Here is an 18,382-nt window from a genome sequence, read left to right as displayed (position 1 = left end):
GGGAAATGTTAGGATGGATGGCAAGCTTTATAAAACAATGGAGTTTATCATGAACGCGTTTTTGTTGAATGCACTTTGGCTGGTGATGTGCCTGCCCATCCTGACCATTTTCCCCGCCACAACGGCTATGTTTGGGGTGGTCAGGGAATGGCAAAAGCAAAAAGATATTCGCGTCATTTCAGCTTATTTCCGTCACTTTAAAGGAAACTTTAAGCAAAGCTTTGTTCTTGGCACTTTATGGATCGTCTTTACCTGTTTTCTGATCGGTGATTTTATCATCACCAATCAGATGAATTCGAGCCTAAAATACGCACTATTTGCGTTTTTTTTCCTATTAAGTATCGTTTATCTGTTTGCGTCGATTACGATTTTTCCTGTCATCGTTCATTACCGGGTATCTTGGAAAGACGCGATCAAGAATGCCATGCTGCTTTCGATTGGCAAGCTTCATTCCACGATTCTTTCCCTTGTGATCATCGCCGGGGCGGTGGGGATTGTTTTTTACTTCCCAGCAGCTTCAATGTTAGTCTTTAGCGTTGCTGCCTACCTGATTTATGCCTTGGTATCAAAGGGGTTTCATACGGAAAGAAAAGTTCAAACTAATGGCCGGACAGCTGCTGTTTAACATTTTAATTTCATCATGAAAGAAGGGGCAATCATGTACCAGATTTTAGTGACAGGACATGGCGGATTTCCATCCGGTATCCAATCCGCTCTCCGCTATTTAATGGGGGACAATCCGAATCTATCCATCTTAGAGCTTTCTGAAGGGATGACTCACAAACAGTATGAAGCAGAGTTATCCGAGTTTTTGAAAAACCACCCCCGGGTGCTGGTCTTTGCCGATTTAACAGGCGGTGCCCCGCACCAGATTGCCGCAAGGGTCCTTCTTGAACATCATTTTTCGCCCGAACAATTCCTTATTTCAGGCATGCCGTTAAGTGTGGTGACCGAGTTAACGATGAAGTTTCAATTTCAAGAAGTCGCAGTAGAGGATGCTCCGGCTGTCATTCAACAGACTTTAGCTGAGTGCAAAGACATGATTCATTATCTTTCATTGGCAGGAGGCGTTTGAATTGGATCTTACTCGATTAAAAGCAAACCTTGCAAAATACTCATCACAACAGCAAATGCCCTTTCTGAACGAGAATGAACGAAAAGCTTCCTATTTAAGTAGCAATCTTTTGTGTTCCAACATTTTTGTTTTTAAAAAGCCATTGGATATGGAGGCTTGCTATATTCCCTACTCCTTTCAAGAGATTGATTGGAACCGGGCTATGAATGCGGATGAAGAATGGATTTTCATGTTAAATCGGCATGAATATCTGATTGACTTAGCAAAGGTTTACTCCGATTCAAAGGACGAGAAATACCTGGCATGCTGGAAGCGGTTTGTTTTTGACTGGATTGAGCGGAATCCATTTTCCGAGGAGAAACTACGAACCTCGTGGCGGACAATTGATACAGGGATCCGCTGCTCAAGCTGGGTGAAGAGCCTCCAACTTATCTATGGGGAATTACGGAATGATGAGCTGCATCCCATTTTTGAATCCCTCAAGCAACAAGTGTTGTTTTTGAAAAATCAATACCTTGACCGCTATACGTTAAGCAACTGGGGCACTTTGCAGATTTCCGGCATATTGCAGGCAGTTATGCTTTGCGAAGACTTGGTCCCGGAGGAAATTGTGAAGTGGGCATGGGAAGAGCTTGAACGTCAATGTGACATCCAGTTTCATGGGGACGGTGTCCACTGGGAGCAATCGCCGCTATATCACTTTGAAGTTCTGTTTGCTTTAGTCGAAATTTACAGGACCGCCCAAGCTTTAGGTATGCCAATTTCCTTTGATTTAAAGGGTCTCATCGAGCATGCTGTTCACGGTGCCTATTACATGATTTATCCAAATGGCTATGTTGTTCCGCAGCATGACAGCGATTATGTGTTTGTTCAGGATGTATTTGCTATATTACAAGAGTTTCAGCAGCCGAACTTGCCTGAGCTGTTTATCGGTGAGGATAGCGGTAATTTTGTCTACAAAACGGAAAAAGATTTTGTCAGCGTTTGGAATGGACGCCATGGCAGCGGGCACGCGCATGCGAGTTTAGGCCATCTGAATCTGTTTTTGAACGGGGAGAGAGTCCTATGTGATTCGGGAAGATTCACTTATCAGGAAGGACCAGTACGAAACTTTTTAAAATCGGGCCAAAGCCACAGCACCGTCCTTGTTGATGATGTTCCCTTCATGTCGGTTAAAGACTCTTGGTCCTACCACTATGTCGGGAAAGCTCTGGGGAACCGTGTCAAAGATGCAGCAGACTATATCGTGCTGGAAAATACCTTTTCCCATTCAGCCTACATGGTGCAGCGGACGGTTGTTTTTATCAAGAAGGAAAGGATTGCGATTGTCATCGACCATGTTGACAGCGAAGGCTCTCACACGATGAAACGATTCTTTCAAGTGAATCCAGAGATGAAGGTAAGCAAGCAGGAAGGCTGCTGGGAGTTAAGCGGTAAACGGAATAAAGCCTATACATATTTTTTGGAAGATGCCAATACGTACTGTCAGGACAGTATTTATTCGGACATTTATAACCGTCTTGGTAATCGAACGACATTAATAGAGGAAAAGAATTTTGAGCATTGCGGCATCAGTACAGCAATTTTTTCTGCAAAGCCGCTCGTGGTGACGAAGCATCGTATTGAGCAATGCGCGAGTGATGGGCCGCCGGCTGATGAACAGTTTCTAGGGTTCCGGCTTGAGTTGGATTCCGATGTCTATGATATTTATTTTTCGGCCAATGATACGGTAAAAGGGGAACGGGTTTACAAGCACAATGATGTGCATCTATATCATAAACTGACCATTTTGAATGATGGCAAGAAAGTGAAGTTTTTTTAAGGAGGGGTGGCCATGAAAAAGTATAAAGTTTTAAGCGGCGTGATGGAGTCTGGTGTTGTCGCAGTTATCAGAGCAGATAGCAAAGAAGAGGCGATTGCCATTTCTGAGGCTTGTGTGGCAGGCGGAATAAACGCTATTGAAATTACCTTTACCATCCAAGATGCCGAGGCGGTCATCAAGGAACTGGCTTCACATTTTGCGGATCGTCCGGAAGTCATCATCGGGGCAGGGACGGTATTGGATGAGGTTACCGCAAGAATTGCGATTATGGCTGGCGCCCAATTTGTTGTCAGCCCTTGCTTTGATGAACCGACAGCCAAGCTTTGCCACTTATATCAAGTTCCCTATATGCCGGGCTGCATGACGATTACAGAAATCAAGAATGCGCTGGAACATGGAGTGGACCTGATTAAATTATTCCCAGGTGATACGTTGGGACCGGGCTTTGTGAAAGCAGTCAAGGCTCCGCTGCCACAGGTGAATATCATGCCGACCGGCGGAGTCAATCTCGATAATGTAGAACAATGGATTCAAAATGGCTCTGCCGCTGTTGGTGTCGGAGGGAATCTGATTGCACCGGCAAAGACGGGAGATTATGAAAAAATTACGGAGATTGCTAGGCAATATGTAGAGAGAGTCCAGAGAGCACGCGGGGGTTTAGGATGAAAAAGGTTGTCACACTGGGAGAGATCATGCTGCGGTTATCGACACGGGAGGGAGTTCTTCTAAAACAGGCAGATCAATTGAGCGTGCATTATGGGGGAGCAGAGGCAAATGTTGCTGTTTCTTTTGCCAATTTTGGTTATCAGGCCTATTTTGTAAGCAAGATTCCTTCCAACCCGTTAGGCATGGCGGTCGAACGGCATCTGAAATCCCATGGAGTCCAAACCGATTACCTCATCAAAGGCGGAGAACGGCTGGGATCCTACTATATCGAAGCCGGGGCAGGCGAACGAAGTGCACAGGTGACATATGACCGTAAGTACTCGAGTTTTTCGGGGCTTGAAGCCGAAGAGGTAGAGATTGAGAGGATCCTGGCTGGAGCTTCTTTAATCCATATTACGGGAATCACCTTGGCCCTGACTGCCTCTTTACGCGAGCTTGTCTTGAAGATTTTTCAAAAAGCAAAGGATATGGGGATTAAAGTCAGCTTTGATTTTAATTATCGTTCCAAGCTATGGTCGCAGCAGGAGGCAGCCGAAGCGTTTCAACAGCTGATGCCGTATGTCGACATTTGTTTCTGTGGTGAATTGGACGCTGTGCATTTGCTTGGACTTCCTCAAGTTGATACGGAGGTACCTCCGGAGGAACGGCTGAAAGTCTATTATCGGAGGATAAAAGAACTTTATCCGAATCTTGAATATTTGAGTTCTACCTTCCGTACTGTGATTTCGGCATCGAGCAATCGATTGCAAGGAAACCTCTTTGTTAATGGGGAGCTGTTTCAATCGAAAGTGCATCGGATCGACCCGATTGTTGACCGCGTTGGAGGGGGTGATTCGTTTGCAGCAGGAATTTTGGCGGGCATTTTGGAAGGACTCCCTGCACAGCAGATCATTTCTTTCGGAACAGCTGCCTCTGCATTAAAGCACACTGTTGAGGGGGACTGTAATCCGTTTTCTTGGGAAGAAGTGCTTGAGTTTGCCGCCGCGGAATCGGGAGCGATCAAGCGGTAAGATTTTTTGGCTTGGAGGTTGTAATTTTACACTCTATCGGCGAATTCTAGGCTCCTATTGGCGAATTTCGGTGTTCTATCGGCGAATTTTAGCATTCTATCAGCGAATATCAAGGTTCTATCGGCGATTGGCAGTAATCATCTAAAAAATCATAAAAAAAGGAGATATGAATCATGGAAACACGTTATGCCCACCATCCGGAGGATATGAAAAAATACACAACAGAGGAATTAAGAAGAGAATTCCTTGTTGAAACATTATTTGAACCAGGTCAGGTTCATTTAACCTATACGCATGTTGACCGAATGATATTTGGCGGAGTTACTCCTGCTGATCAGGAATTAACGATTAAGCTGGACAAAGAATTGGGAGTAGAGTATTTCTTAGAACGCCGTGAGCTTGGAATTATTAATATTGGCGGCGAAGGCTCCGTTGTCCTTGACGGCACAGAATACGAAATGCAGCAGCGTGACGGTCTTTATGTCGGCAAAGGAACAAAGGAAGTGTTATTCCGATCCAAGGATGCGGCTAATCCGGCGAAGTTTTATATCAACTCTGCACCGGCTCACCATACGTACCCAACCGTAAAAATCGATATTAACAAAATCGATCCGCTGCAGATGGGAGCTCCGGAAACATTGAACGAGCGAAAAATCTATCAATATGTGCATCCTAACGTTTGCCAGAGCTGCCAGCTGCAAATGGGCTTGACGATGCTTGCACCGGGAAGCGTGTGGAACACGATGCCATGCCATACCCATGAGCGCCGGATGGAAGTGTATTTATACTTTGATATGGAACCAGAAACTCGCGTTTTCCATTTCATGGGGAAACCGGATGAAACAAGACACATAGTCATGAAAAACGAACAGGCAACGATTTCACCAAGCTGGTCCATCCATACAGGTACCGCAACAAGCAATTATACCTTTATCTGGGGCATGTGCGGCGAAAACATTACGTATAGCGACATGGACCATGTAAAAATGGAAGATTTGCGCTAATTAAAACACAGAAGATGCATCATGAGCCCCGACAAGCGCGCTAGCTTTGCGGGGCTTAGACGTTAAATTCTAGAAAAATATCATTTTGGAGGTAAATAGAATGACTCTTACATCATTTTCACTGGATTACTTTAGTCTCGCTGGGAAAGTAGCGATTGTTACAGGGGCCAATAAAGGGTTGGGGCAGGCATATGCTGTGGCGCTTGCCAAGGCCGGTGCCGATCTTTTTGTTGTCGCGAGAAGCGGAGATTGTGAAGAAACTCGGGCCTTAATTGAAGAAACGGGCCGCAGAGCCGAATTTTTTCAAGCAGATTTAAGTGACCGGGAAGCGGTAAAACAAGTCGTGCCTGAGTGTCTAAAGGTATATGGGAAAGTGGATATTTTGGTCAACAATGCGGGAACTATCCTTCGTTCACCGCTGGTTGAGTACAAGGAAGAAGATTGGGATACCGTCATGGAGGTCAATTTGAATTCGTTGTACCTGTTAAGCCAGGAGGCAGCGAAAGTGATGGTGGAGCAAAAGAGCGGAAAAATCATCAATATCGCCTCGATGCTTTCGTTCCAGGGCGGCAAGTTTGTCCCTCCTTATACTGCCAGCAAACATGCAGTTGCCGGTTTGACGAAGGCATTTGCCAATGAATTAGCCGAACATAATATTCAAATTAATGCCATTGCTCCGGGCTATATTGCGACCGATAATACTGCTCCAATTCGTGCAGATGAAAAGCGAAACGTTGAAATCCTGTCGCGTATTCCGGCAGCACGATGGGCAGACCCGTCTGACCTGATGGGCACCGTTGTTTTTTTAGCGAGCAAGGCCTCTGATTATATGAATGGGCATGTTCTGGCAGTCGACGGCGGCTGGCTGGCGAGGTAAAACTCTATCTGTCCACTTGGGTTATAAGATCTGTGTCTCAAAAAATTTCTTTTTAGGATGGTGTATTTATGGGGAAAAATCTAAAGAAAATTTTAGCGACATCCGTAACATTAACGACCTTTTTAACAGTTCCGGCGATAGATTCCAACAACTCTGTTCAGGCTTCTGAACCGTCGGCATCTGCTGTCACCGAGACAAACCCAGCAGAGACTGTAAACGACCTTAATCAATTAAAGGTAAACTTTAAAGAGTATCTGGTTGGCAATGAAAGTTTGAATACGAACCCATCGCTAGTCAATAAAATCAATTCTGTCCACAATACAGCCAATACTAGACTCGGGGATTTCCTTCCAATAGAGGGAAGGGCACAAGGTCTGTTCAAAGGCGTCGTTCTTGGAGAAGATCCCAAAAATTTAAGCAACTCCTTTTTATATTTATACCAAATGGCGTTGGCTGCCAAGACCTATAAAGACCCTAGCCAAGCCGGGAATAATTTTTACGAAAATAAGGAACTGATCAATAAGGTCATTGATGGGTTGGATTGGCTGTATGCCAATCACTTTGCCGACCAGGAAAAGGGTTACTACGGGAACTGGTATGAATGGGAAATAGGCGCCCCGATCAATGTTACGAAAATCCTGCTTTTGTTAGAGGATGAGATTAGAGCTTCTAAACCAGAATTAATCAATAACTATGTTAAGTCCATGGACCTTTATTTAAGAAATGGAAAGGACGGGGATATTGATTTAACCGCCCGTCAACACACAGGTGCCAACCTTGCCGATATCGCCACCAACCGAATCATCCAAGGGGCACTTACTGGAGATGGGCAGCGGGTTTCAAAGGCAGTAGCCAATATCCTGACTGTCTTTCAAACGATTGACCCTAATCATATTGTGAATGGAAATACGGATGGATTTTATGAGGACGGCTCATTTATCCAGCACCACCGAGTTGCTTATACCGGTTCCTATGGAAAAGTTCTCTTAAATCGGATTATGCAAACCATGAATATTTTAAACGGCAGTTCTTACAATCCGGAAGAAATATTGGTTCCAACCGTTCAGAATTGGTTATATCAAGGGTTCTCCCCCGTTATCTTTGAAGGGTATATGATGGAAATCGTCAAAGGTCGAGCAGTTTCAAGAACGGGGACAGGGTATCAGGATGTAACAAGCATCGTGGAGGCAATGCTATATTTATCGAACAAATTAAATAAGGAAGACAGTAAGCGTTTAAAATCCTACATCAAATATATTGCGCAAACGTCCAAAGGAGGGATTAATCCAAACTCCTTCACCTCCTATAATGCCATTATTACCTTTAACAACATCATGGCAGATAGCCAAATTGAGGCTAAAGACGCGATTGCGGAAGAAAATCATTATGCGTTTAATTTAATGGATAAAACGGTCCATTTGCGGGATTCCTATGCGTTTGCTTTTTCAAGAAGCTCCGACCGAATCAGCAAGTATGAATATATGAGCGGCGAGAACTTAAAGCCATGGTTCCAAGGTGATGGCGCGTATTACTTATATTTATCAGGAAGAGATCAGACGAAGTCATTTGGGGCCGATTATTTGGCAACCATCGATCCTTATAAACTCCCAGGGACCACTGTCCCTGTAGAGGAGAGAAAAACCATTCCTGAGCTGTATGATGGAAAGCTTTTCTATGAAAATACAAATCATCCATTAAATTTCTATGCATCCTCTGTGTCGCAAAATGATTATGTTTATTTTCCAGTAGGAACAAATCATTACTCTGGTGGAGTCAAGCTTGGGAAATATGGAGTTTCCGGTATCCAGCTTGGGGATGAGATTGGCTATCGTGATAAACAGGCAGGGCTGCTTCCGGAAGACTTTGTAGTTTATAAAAATGCCAATGCCAATAAATCAGCTTTTATGTTTGATGATGAAATCGTTTTGTTAGGTTCTGGTATTCAGGATCAGCTGGGGAGAGAGGTTATTTCTACTATTGATAACCGTATGTTCGACAAAAATGAAACGAGTTCCGTGGCTGGGGAAACCTATGAAAATGTTAAATTAGCGAACCCGGCTAATGGTCAATACGACCTAAAATGGATTCATTTTAATACCAATGGAGAAGGAACAAAGATAGGTTATTACTTCCCTGAGGCTTCCAATATCCAGGTTTCCACAAATATGGTGACGGAAAGCCTTAGAAAAATCCGTACTGGCAATCCAGATACCAAGATTACTAAAAACTTCTTTACCTTAGGAATGGATCATGGAGAAAATCCGCAAAATGCTAAATATGCTTATGTAATTTTGCCGAACTTTGGTGAAAACGAAACGGAACAGTATGCAAATAATCCAGGTGTGAAAATTTTAGCTAACACCGAGGATGTCCATTCTGTTGAGCAGACGAAGCTTGGGCTAAAAGGATTTAACTTTTTTGGTGATAAAAAGAGAACGGTTAGTAATGTAACATCCTATAATCCAGCATCGATTCTTGTAAGGAAGGATGGCGATACGGTAACCGTAGCGGTCTCCGACCCGACGCTCAGCTTGGAAAAAATGAAGCTTGAAGTTGCGTTGCCGAAGCCAGTAGTAGTGGAAGCAAGCGAGGGTGTGAAAGTATCCGTATCTAGTAAAAAAGCTTTAATTCATATTGACTCTAAGAATTCTAATGGGAAGAGCTTTGAAATTAAGCTAAAGATTAAAGAGTAATCTGGCTTTAGAGACAAAACACCATGAGGAGAAGTCAAAAATGTCTTTGAAGAAGCCTTTTAGAGAAAACGGCCTTAAAAATGGTCAAAGATGTCTTTGATGAGTCTTCTTAAAGACAAAACTGCCTGAGAAATAGCGGAAAATGTCTTTGAAGAAGCCTCTTAAAGACAAAATGGCCAGAAAAGAAGTCAAAAATGTCTTTGATGAGGCCTCTTAAAGACAAAATGGCTTAAGAAAGAGCCGAAAATGTCCTTAATCTACTTAAAAGCAAAATTACGACGTTGAGGAACCTTGTTAAATCTAAAGCTAGTTCCTACCCAACTGCTTTTTATACCTTAATAGAGTACAAGTTTTTGAAAACGATAAGGAGCACACGTCATGAAAAAGCCAAATATCTTACTAATCACCAGCGACCAACAGCACTACGATACCATCGGTGCCTTTAACCCGGAGATTTCAACTCCCAACCTCGACCGTCTGGCAAGGGAAGGCACGACATTTCAGCGGGCCTATTGTCCGAATCCAACTTGTACTCCGGCAAGGTCTTCGATTATTACCGGTACCTATCCAAGCCAGCACGGTGCCTGGACACTGGGGACGAAACTAAGCGAGGATCACCTGACAATCGGCGATGTTTTCGTTGAAAATGGCTATCGGACCGCACTCATTGGAAAAGCCCATTTTCAGCCGACACGCACATCGGATGAATACCCGTCATTAGAATCGCTGCCGCTCCTTCAGGATATCGAGTTCTGGAAATCTTACAATCAGCCATTCTATGGCTTTGAAAAAATCGAACTGCTTCGCAACCATACCAATGAATATTTGGTAGGTCAGCATTATGTGGCTTGGCTGGAGGAGAAGGGCTATGATGACTGGAAGCAGTATTATATGCCGCCAACCGGAACGATGGACCCGTCCATCACTTATCAATGGGGGATTCCTGAAGAATATCACTATAATACATTCATCGCGGAAAAAACGAATGAGCTCCTGGAAAATTATCAGCAGCAGGACGAAAATTTTTTCCTATGGGCGAGCTTTCCCGATCCGCATCCGCCTTATTTAGTTCCTGAACCGTGGGCTTCGATGTATGACCCAGATCAACTGACGATTCCGGAACTGTACCCGGGAGAACATGAGAAGAATCCGCCGCATTTTCAAAAGACACAGGAGGAGAATCCTGATTTTTCCTACCTTGCGGAAACAGGCTTTGGCATTCACGGGTATCACTCTCATCTGCTGCCGGAAGACGACCGAAAAAAATTAGTGGCGAACTACTATGGTATGATTAGTTTTATGGATAAGTATATTGGTAAGATTCTAGATAAGCTGGATGAATTGGGCATCGCCGATGATACCATTGTTGTTTTTACAACAGATCACGGTCATTTCTTCGGCCAGCATGGGTTGCAGTACAAAGGCGGGTTTCATTATGAGGATTTGATTAAACTTCCATTTATTGTCCGCTATCCTGGCAAGGTTCCAGCGCAAAAGGAATCACATGCCATGCAATCGCTGGTTGATTTGGCTCCGACCTTTTTATCAATAGCTGGCATCCCTGTCCCGCCCATTATGTCGGGCGAAAACCAAAAGGATGTTTGGCTTGGCAGCAAAGAAAAAGCAAGGGATCACATCCTATGTGAGTTCCGCCACGAGCCAACGACTATTCATCAAAAAACCTACGTGGATGATCGATATAAAATAACCATCTATTATCGGCAAACCTATGGTGAAATATTTGACCTCAAGGAGGACCCAAAGGAAGTAAATAATTTATGGGACCATCCTGACTATCAAGAGTTGAAAAAAGAGCTTCTATTAAAATACGCCTGGGCAGAGCTGCATAAAGAGCAGCTGCCAATGCCGAGAATTTCACATGCATAAGGACGAAGGACCAAATATTACAACAAGAAGGAGATAATCAAAATGGCGCAGGGCTGTTTAACTTCCCAACAACATTCACATATCGGTGTCATGTGGAAAACCGTTTCCGAAGCGTGCAATCTCGCTTGTGATTATTGCTATTATAGCGGCTGCGGCGGCCAGCCGGGGAAAATTGATAAAATCGATCCAGCTATCCTTGAAAAATTCATCAAAGAATATATGGCAATAACCAATGGGGTAGCCTCCTTTGCTTGGCAAGGAGGAGAGCCGCTCTTAGCCGGGTTAGATTTTTTTAAACAGGTTGTTTATTTACAGGCGAAGTACGCCCCGAAAAATACCATCATCAGCAACTCGCTGCAAACGAATGCTACGCTGATTACCGAGGATTGGGCACGATTTTTTAAACAATACAATTTCCTCATCGGTATCAGTCTTGATGGCCCAAAGGAAATCAATGATGCGAGAAGGGTGACCGGGCATGGGAAGGGAAGCTTTGAACGGGTAATGCGTGGAATTGATTACTTGAAAAAACATCATGTCGATTTTAATATCTTAACGGTCATTCATCAAGACAATGTGGGGCGGGCGAAAGAGCTGATGGAGTTTTATCAGCAAGAAGGCTTTTCTCATGTGCAGTTTATACCTTGTATGGACTTTCGGGCGCAGGAGCCGAATAAGCCGGGGCAATATCTGATTACTCCGGTACAATACGGTCAGTTTTTATGTGAGGCGTTTGACATTTGGTATAACGACGGCAGTCCAAACCGGTCTGTCCGCTTTTTTGATAACATTCTCAGTGCCTACCTGCATCAAGAGGCGGAATTATGTATTCACCGTCAGACCTGCCCGAAAACGTTGATTCTAGAACAAAATGGAGATGCCTATCCGTGCGATTTTTATATTAATGATGATTATAAGCTTGGGAATGTTGGTCAGGATTCACTGATAGATATCCTCAACAGCCCGAAATATGATAATTTTCTTGGCTTGAAACCATCTTTGCCTGAAAAGTGCAAAAGCTGTGAGTTCTTAAAGCTATGCCATGGCGGCTGTCCAAGAAATCGAGCCTGGAACCAAGCAGATGAGACGGTGAATCCAGATTATTTCTGTGAAAGCTACATGCAGGTTTATAAGCATGGACATGAACGAATGGAAAGATTGGCAGAAGGTATAAAACTTCAATGGTTACAAAATCATCTTAAAGCAGGCCGTCCAAAGCCCGAGAGAAATGATTTCTGCCTATGCGGCAGCGGGAAGAAATTCAAAAAATGCTGTGAAAAGTTTGTTCAACTGGTGTAACTTTCCTGATTGGGGGAATGAAAATGGATCTAACAACAGGCTTCTTGCTTTTACTTATTGGGATCCTTGCTGGAGGTTACGGAACGATTGTCGGTGCCGGTGGCGGTTTTATTTTCGTGCCGGCACTGCTGCTTCTTTTTAAAATGGAGCCTGCGATTGCTGCAGGATCAGGGCTTATTATCGTGTTAATTAATTCTTTGTCTGGTGTAGTTGGTTACGCAAAGCAAGAGAAGATTCAATATCGAACGGGGCTTACGCTCGCTATTGGTGCCCTGCCTGGTTCCTTTCTTGGGGTTTGGCTGCTCCAACTCTATTCATCTAGTTACTTCTATGTGATATTTGCTACGTTGTTGGTTGGATTGGGTATCTTTTTATTTACCAAAAATCTTCCGGATAAATTAAAAAGACACCAGCCTTCTGATGGGTATGCATACATAGCGGCAGGTGAATCCAGCGGAAATGGGGATACCCTTTATTCGGCAGATAACGAAGATGGCCGTTCGTTTGAAAAATGGCTGATACCACTAGGGTTAGTGATCGGCATTTTATCCAGTTATCTCGGAATTGGCGGCGGCTGGCTTCTCGTTCCCATCTTAATCTATGTATTTAAAGTACCGACACACAATGCGGCGGCCACGTCCATTTTTTCGCTATGTCTTTATTCAACGATCGGTGTGATGGCGCAGCTATTCTATGGCCATGTCGATTGGCCGGCTGTCATCTTTGGCGGCATCGGTGTGATCGTCGGTTCACAAATAGGGGTCTTGCTCTCGCAAAAAATCCCCGGCAAAGTCATAATCCAAATGCTGTCCGTACTATTAATATTTATCGGAGTTCGGATGTATTTTTCCTAAAATGAAGCATGGAATGAAGCACGGGGACGGTTCTGATGCCTCACAATTGTGAGGCACAAGAACCGTCCCCGTGCTTCGCTTATGCGATAAATCGGGATGATTGTGGTACACTGTTGATAGTTTATTTTGTTACGAAATAGGTGAGATTGGTGAATTCTGCGGGAATTACTTTGAAGGAGCTGCTTCGGCTTCCGGTTTTAAAGGATGCTAAGGTGATTAGCGGGGAGAAAGGGTTAAATCGGATTGTTAGATATATCGATATCATGGAGGTGCCGGATATTAGTGGCTGGCTTCGGGAGGGCATGCTGTTGCTGACAACTGCCTATTCCATCCGTCACGAACTGGGCTTGCTTCCGAAACTAGTCAAGGAAATGGCGGAGGCTAATGCTGCGGCGCTAGCAATCAAGCCGGAACGCTTTATCCATGAAATTCCTGCTGCGATGATTCAGATGAGCAATACTTTTGATTTACCCATCATCCAGCTTCCAAAAGGAATTCCCTACATAGATATTACGCAGGCGGTAATGGAACAAATCATCGACAAGCAATCCTCCCTGCTTCGAAAATCGGAAGAAATTCATAAAATGCTTACCACGCTGGTTCTCGAAAACACTGGTATCCAAACCGTTGCAGATAATGTTGCTGCATTGCTGAATTCTTCGATCTGGCTGATTGATAATACTGGGGAAACAATCGTTGCTTCACCACCTGAAGCCCACTTCCATTCTTCCCCCCATGCGCGTTCCTGGGTAATCAGGGTGGACAAGGAAACGGCGGGTAAACTGTTCGTTGATAAGGAAAAACTTGGTGAACTCGATCAGGTTTGTATCGAGCAAGCTCGGCTCGTCTTTGCATTGGAATTAATGAGGAGAAAAACAGCTTTAGATACTGAGAAAAAGCTGCGTGGTAATTTTATTGAGGAACTACTGTCCGGTCTGCCGTTGTCTAAACAGGAAATCATCAATAAAGGGAACCAACTAGGCTTAAAGCCAGATGCCTTGTGGGAAATAGTCATCGTCGAGGGCGACCAGGAAGAAATCTCTCCATTCATGGAACAGCTAAGTAGATTTCTTTCCGATGAATCACAAAAGCTTCCTGTAAAGTCCCATATCCATTGGTTGGGAGATCGGCTGATTTTGCTGCTTGGTTCTCACAATCAGGAATCCCAATCGAATCATCAACGTATGGAACAGACTGCTTGGCGGGAAAAATTGCAGTCGTGTATTTGTGAATGGAAGGGAATTCGGCTCGGCTTCGGCGAAAAGGTGCTTCTTTGGGACGTGCAGCAAAGCTATTTGCAAGCCAAATCAGCGATTATGTTGGGCTCGAGAGTAGATAATATGAAAAAGGTTTTTACCTTTGAGGAAATCGAATTGTTTCAGTTAATCATGGATGCCGCGGAATATGTAGATATAGACAAATTTGTTGAAAAAAGAATCGGAAGGCTTTCTCAGTATGACCAAAAGAATGGCACAGACTTATTGAAAACCTTATACTATTATTTATTTACCCGTGGAAGCCTGAAGGAAACAGCAAAGCATATGTTTTTACATCGAAATTCTGTAAAATACAGAATCGATAAAACCCTCGAGCTATTCGGATTTGACATCGAAAATAGTCATGAAAGAGTCGTTCTGTTCTTTTGTCTTAGCTATCATTTGTTAAAAAATGTATAAGTCTTATTTTGGGTCCTTTGTGCTCCTGGCACAAAGGACCCTCTTTATTTTTGGTTTGCTGGGACGTGTTCAGGAGAGGAAAACTATTTTAGAATTTAAACATTCTATACTTTCTATTTTTTCAGAAATTATAGAAAGGTCAATCAGAAAGGAGTTGTTCGAATGATTGGTGTGATAAGAGTTTTTACAACGGACAAGGAAGAAATCCTTGAACAGCATGGAAAAATTATATCCCAGATTTATGATCTCCCTACTATCAGCAGATGCATTCCGGATCAGCCTTTAGGAATTTTCAACGATGAAACAGAGGAACTGGCAGTTCCTAAAATCGTCCAATTGGGAAAAGAGCTGGAGCAGGAGGGCTGTCAGGTTTTGGTGATTAGTTGTGCTGCCGACCCAGCTATTAAGGAACTTCGCGAAAAAATCTCCATCCCGGTTATTGGAGCAGGAAGTGCAGCGGCCCTTACGGCTTTGACAATTGGGCAGCCTGTTGGCGTTCTTGGGATTACAGAAACGGCGCCGGATGTAATCAAGAACCTCTTGGGCGATCAGTTGGTCGGTTATGTCCGCCCTGAAGGTGTAACCAACACCACAGATTTGCTGACTCCGTCCGGACGAGAGAAAGGATTAAAGGCTGCGCAGCAGTTATTAAACCAAGGAGCGAAGGCAATTGTGTTTGCCTGCACCGGGTTCTCAACGATTGGATTGGCTGGCCTGCTGAGGGAAGAATTAAAGGTTCCGATTATTGATGCCGTGGAGGCAGAAGGATTATTTGCGTCCTCACTTTACAAACAGCTTTTTTCAAAAAATGTCTAGTAATGGGTGTTAAGTATTTCATTAGTTCACCTTTGAAAGAAGGGTAAATCCTTGGTTAAGTCTTATCTCATCCTTTTTGCTTGTGTGCTAATTTGGGCTGGTAACTATCTGGCCCGGCAGTTCTTGCTAAAGGAATTTTCTCCTTATTTTTTATCAGCCTTCAGCTTGACGGTGATATCGGTATTCTTTTGCATCATCGCCTTTTTAAGCAAATCCTTTGTCCGGCTGAAGCGGAAGGAGTTCATCCTTTTCTGCTGCGCCGGATTGATCGGACTGACGGCCAATCAAGTCTTTTTGTTTACCGGGTTAAAGTATTCCACAGCCACCAATGCCTCGTTAATTTTTAGCATGGCGCCGCTCATTACCGCCGGCTTGGCAGCGGTCTTTCTAAAAGAAAAAATCACACCGCAGATGATTCTCGGAAGTGTAGTAGCCATAATCGGATTATATTTTGTTTTATCAGTGAAAGGACAATTCCGATTCAATGTGGGTGATTTACTTTTGCTAGGGGCAACGACGACGTTTGCGTGTAACCTCATCTTTGTCAGGCTGCTTTCGAAACGGCTATCACCGTTCATCATTACAACGTATAGCTTTTTGTTTGCTGCAGTTATCTATGATCCCTTTCTAGTCATAGGAACGAAGGTGGGCTGGAACACGTCTATATCCATTTGGATGTTTGCTGTCCTGTCCGTGCTGATTGGCCAGGGTATAACGTCGCTGCTTTGGAATAAGGCTATGAATGATGTAGGGGCAGCGAAAGCCGCGATTGTGCTTAATCTTCAGCCAATCATGACGATGCTGCTGGACTTTTTCATTAATCAGACGCCTCTTACGGGCGCCAAGCTGGGTGGCGCGGGACTTGTGTTTATCGGAATTCTTTTAGGAACTGTTCAAAGAGGTTTTCTTAGTAAAAACTTCTTCCAGGCAAACAAGGCATTGGAAAAATAATACGAATTATATCGAGAGTTTTGCATTCTTTCAAATTTTTTTTAAAACCACTAATTTTGACTGGAGGCTATCATATGAATCATGAAAAAGTCGAAAAAAGCCATCCTAGGGTATTCGAGCCTGCAGCTCTCATTCTAACGATTATCACCGCAGTATTTGGTTCTATTATCGGTATGCAAATCGTTACAACCCTTGGGGTAACACCTAATACCTCGATCATTGGTGCTTTAATCGCCATGTTAATTGCAAGGATTCCAATTGAAATTTTTAAGAGATTTAAATCGATTCACCGTCAGAATCTTATTCAGACGTCGATTTCTTCTGCGACATTCGGGGCAGCGAATAGCTTGTTAATTCCAATTGGTATTCCATTTTTAATGGGAAAAACGGAATTAATTTTTCCGATGTTAATAGGTGCTGCGTTAGCGATGTTTGTCGACGCGGGGATTTTATATAGGCTGTTCGATTCTAAGCTCTTTCCAGCAAGAAACACTTGGGCGCCTGGTGTAGCAACCGCGGAATCCATTCTTGCCGGGGATAAAGGCGGCAAGCGGGCCGGACTCCTCGGAATCGGGACAGGGATTGGTATAATCGGTTCCTTCCTTCATATTCCAATGTCGGCATTTGGGGTTGCGTTTATCGGAAATATTTGGGCTCTTACGATGTTCGGAATCGGCTTAATGATTCGCCAGTACTCTGTTCCATGGTTCGGAATTGACGTGAACAAGCTTTATATCGCTCACGGCATTATGATTGGCGCAGGTATTGTCGCTTTAATTCAGGTTTCGATGTTAATTTTTGCAAAACAAAAGGGTCCTTCTAAGGCCACTAAGAATGAGGTGGCTGTTGCAGTCGAAGCTGATGATGCGTTTACCCGCCCGATTAAGGAAGCAAAACGGGCACTTGGACTTGGTTTCATTGCGTATCTAGCCATTGCTTTAATCATTGCCCTTGCAGGCGGGATGATCACACATATGTCTGCAGGCATGTTGATTGGTTTCATGGTTTTTGCTGCATTTGCTGCGTTTGTTCATGAATTGATTGTCGGTATTGCGGCGATGCACTCCGGCTGGTTCCCGGCTTTCGCTGTTGCTTTTATTACCCTTTTAATCGGGATGATGGTTGGGTTCCCACCAGTAGCCCTTGCGTTGCTTGCAGGCTTCAGTGCCGCAACTGGTCCTGCTTTCGCCGATATGGGCTACGACTTTAAGACTGGTTATATCCTTCGCGGTGAAGGTAAGGATAAAGAGTTTGAGGTGACCGGCAGAAAACAGCAATATGTTACCGCGATGATTGGCTTCGGTGTTGCATTATTAACGGTTATCGTGACGTATAAAGGTTATTTTGCTCAGAACCTCGTTCCGCCGATTGATACGGTGTATGTTTCAACAATTGAAGCAGGCGCTTCCTCGGATGTTGCCCTGAAACTGCTTCTTTGGGCGATTCCTGGTGCGATTGTGCAGTTTATCGGCGGTCCAAGCCGTCAATTAGGGGTCTTGTTTGCAACAGGTTTGTTAATCCTAACACCTTATGCATGCTGGGCTGTTCTTAGCGGTATCTTAATCCGCATTATTTGGACAAAAGCAAAAGGCAAAGAAGCAGAGGCACCAATGAGTATTTTGGCAGCAGGCTTCATTGCCGGAGATGCATTATTCAGCTTCTTTAACTCGATCTTCAAGATGGGTAAATAATTTTTGAAAAAATAGCGGTCCTAGCCGTTAACGATTTTTTACAAGAGTGAGGCGAAAGATT

15 protein-coding genes are annotated in these 18,382 nt (G+C 43.9%); all 15 read left to right on the top strand.

Annotated elements, in window-relative coordinates:
• Positions 1-13: 13 nt before the first annotated feature.
• Entirely contained in the window at positions 14-625 is a 612-nt protein-coding gene (locus tag ACZ5B7_RS27295; protein WP_464491709.1) for a YesL family protein, read from the top strand.
• A 33-nt stretch (positions 626-658) separates the two neighbouring features.
• Complete coding sequence (locus ACZ5B7_RS27290; protein ID WP_464491708.1) at positions 659-1,075, top strand: PTS sugar transporter subunit IIA; 417 nt, start codon at positions 659-661, stop codon at positions 1,073-1,075.
• A 1-nt stretch (position 1,076) separates the two neighbouring features.
• Positions 1,077-2,897, top strand: coding sequence for an alginate lyase family protein (locus ACZ5B7_RS27285; protein ID WP_464491707.1), 1,821 nt, complete (start codon positions 1,077-1,079; stop codon positions 2,895-2,897).
• Between the two features lie 12 nt (positions 2,898-2,909).
• Positions 2,910-3,563 (top strand): bifunctional 4-hydroxy-2-oxoglutarate aldolase/2-dehydro-3-deoxy-phosphogluconate aldolase, encoded by a 654-nt coding sequence (locus ACZ5B7_RS27280; RefSeq protein ID WP_464491706.1) that lies wholly within the window; start codon positions 2,910-2,912, stop codon positions 3,561-3,563.
• The gene (locus tag ACZ5B7_RS27275; protein WP_464491705.1) at positions 3,560-4,573 is read left to right on the top strand and encodes a PfkB family carbohydrate kinase; all 1,014 of its coding nucleotides are present in this window, start codon (positions 3,560-3,562) and stop codon (positions 4,571-4,573) included. Before ACZ5B7_RS27280 ends, ACZ5B7_RS27275 begins: the two co-directional genes overlap by 4 nt.
• Before the next feature lie 173 nt (positions 4,574-4,746).
• Positions 4,747-5,577 carry a 5-dehydro-4-deoxy-D-glucuronate isomerase gene (kduI, locus tag ACZ5B7_RS27270; protein ID WP_378586029.1) on the top strand — a complete coding sequence of 277 codons (831 nt, stop codon included), beginning with the start codon at positions 4,747-4,749 and terminating at the stop codon, positions 5,575-5,577.
• A gap of 100 nt (positions 5,578-5,677) precedes the next feature.
• On the top strand, positions 5,678-6,454 hold the full coding sequence (kduD, locus tag ACZ5B7_RS27265) for a 2-dehydro-3-deoxy-D-gluconate 5-dehydrogenase KduD (protein ID WP_464491704.1): 777 nt from the start codon (positions 5,678-5,680) through the stop codon (positions 6,452-6,454).
• 68 nt (positions 6,455-6,522) lie between these two features.
• Entirely contained in the window at positions 6,523-9,147 is a 2,625-nt protein-coding gene (locus ACZ5B7_RS27260) for a polysaccharide lyase 8 family protein (protein WP_464491703.1), read from the top strand.
• Between the two features lie 378 nt (positions 9,148-9,525).
• Positions 9,526-11,034 carry a sulfatase family protein gene (locus tag ACZ5B7_RS27255; RefSeq protein ID WP_464491702.1) on the top strand — a complete coding sequence of 503 codons (1,509 nt, stop codon included), beginning with the start codon at positions 9,526-9,528 and terminating at the stop codon, positions 11,032-11,034.
• A 42-nt stretch (positions 11,035-11,076) separates the two neighbouring features.
• Positions 11,077-12,333 (top strand): anaerobic sulfatase maturase, encoded by a 1,257-nt coding sequence (locus ACZ5B7_RS27250; protein WP_464491701.1) that lies wholly within the window; start codon positions 11,077-11,079, stop codon positions 12,331-12,333.
• A gap of 23 nt (positions 12,334-12,356) precedes the next feature.
• Complete coding sequence (locus ACZ5B7_RS27245) at positions 12,357-13,187, top strand: sulfite exporter TauE/SafE family protein (RefSeq protein WP_464491700.1); 831 nt, start codon at positions 12,357-12,359, stop codon at positions 13,185-13,187.
• Positions 13,188-13,336: 149 nt separating this feature from the next.
• The gene (locus ACZ5B7_RS27240) at positions 13,337-14,863 is read left to right on the top strand and encodes a PucR family transcriptional regulator (protein ID WP_464491699.1); all 1,527 of its coding nucleotides are present in this window, start codon (positions 13,337-13,339) and stop codon (positions 14,861-14,863) included.
• 162 nt (positions 14,864-15,025) lie between these two features.
• A complete protein-coding gene (locus ACZ5B7_RS27235; protein ID WP_464491698.1) occupies positions 15,026-15,679 on the top strand; it encodes an aspartate/glutamate racemase family protein in 654 nt (217 codons plus the stop codon).
• A 51-nt stretch (positions 15,680-15,730) separates the two neighbouring features.
• Positions 15,731-16,630, top strand: a complete 900-nt coding sequence (locus ACZ5B7_RS27230) for a DMT family transporter (protein WP_464491697.1) — start codon at positions 15,731-15,733, stop codon at positions 16,628-16,630.
• 74 nt (positions 16,631-16,704) lie between these two features.
• Positions 16,705-18,321: an OPT/YSL family transporter gene (locus ACZ5B7_RS27225; protein ID WP_464491696.1), complete on the top strand. Its 1,617-nt coding sequence runs from the start codon at positions 16,705-16,707 to the stop codon at positions 18,319-18,321.
• The last annotated feature ends 61 nt before the right edge of the window (positions 18,322-18,382 follow it).

Source organism: Neobacillus sp. S1115 (genome assembly GCF_055385565.1).
The sequence above is the reverse complement of the archived record's forward strand: the minus strand, read 5'-3'. Positions and strand labels throughout refer to the sequence as shown.

Excerpts from the sequence above, each read along its gene's own strand:
- ACZ5B7_RS27260 (WP_464491703.1), top strand. The coding sequence starts at position 6,523 with ATGGGGAAAAATCTAAAGAAAATTTTAGCGACATCCGTAACATTAACG.
- kduI (WP_378586029.1), top strand. The coding sequence starts at position 4,747 with ATGGAAACACGTTATGCCCACCATCCGGAGGATATGAAAAAATACACA.
- ACZ5B7_RS27235 (WP_464491698.1), top strand. The coding sequence starts at position 15,026 with ATGATTGGTGTGATAAGAGTTTTTACAACGGACAAGGAAGAAATCCTT.
- ACZ5B7_RS27295 (WP_464491709.1), top strand. The coding sequence starts at position 14 with ATGGATGGCAAGCTTTATAAAACAATGGAGTTTATCATGAACGCGTTT.
- ACZ5B7_RS27255 (WP_464491702.1), top strand. The coding sequence starts at position 9,526 with ATGAAAAAGCCAAATATCTTACTAATCACCAGCGACCAACAGCACTAC.
- ACZ5B7_RS27290 (WP_464491708.1), top strand. The coding sequence starts at position 659 with ATGTACCAGATTTTAGTGACAGGACATGGCGGATTTCCATCCGGTATC.
- ACZ5B7_RS27250 (WP_464491701.1), top strand. The coding sequence starts at position 11,077 with ATGGCGCAGGGCTGTTTAACTTCCCAACAACATTCACATATCGGTGTC.
- ACZ5B7_RS27245 (WP_464491700.1), top strand. The coding sequence starts at position 12,357 with ATGGATCTAACAACAGGCTTCTTGCTTTTACTTATTGGGATCCTTGCT.
- ACZ5B7_RS27225 (WP_464491696.1), top strand. The coding sequence starts at position 16,705 with ATGAATCATGAAAAAGTCGAAAAAAGCCATCCTAGGGTATTCGAGCCT.
- ACZ5B7_RS27280 (WP_464491706.1), top strand. The coding sequence starts at position 2,910 with ATGAAAAAGTATAAAGTTTTAAGCGGCGTGATGGAGTCTGGTGTTGTC.
- ACZ5B7_RS27275 (WP_464491705.1), top strand. The coding sequence starts at position 3,560 with ATGAAAAAGGTTGTCACACTGGGAGAGATCATGCTGCGGTTATCGACA.
- kduD (WP_464491704.1), top strand. The coding sequence starts at position 5,678 with ATGACTCTTACATCATTTTCACTGGATTACTTTAGTCTCGCTGGGAAA.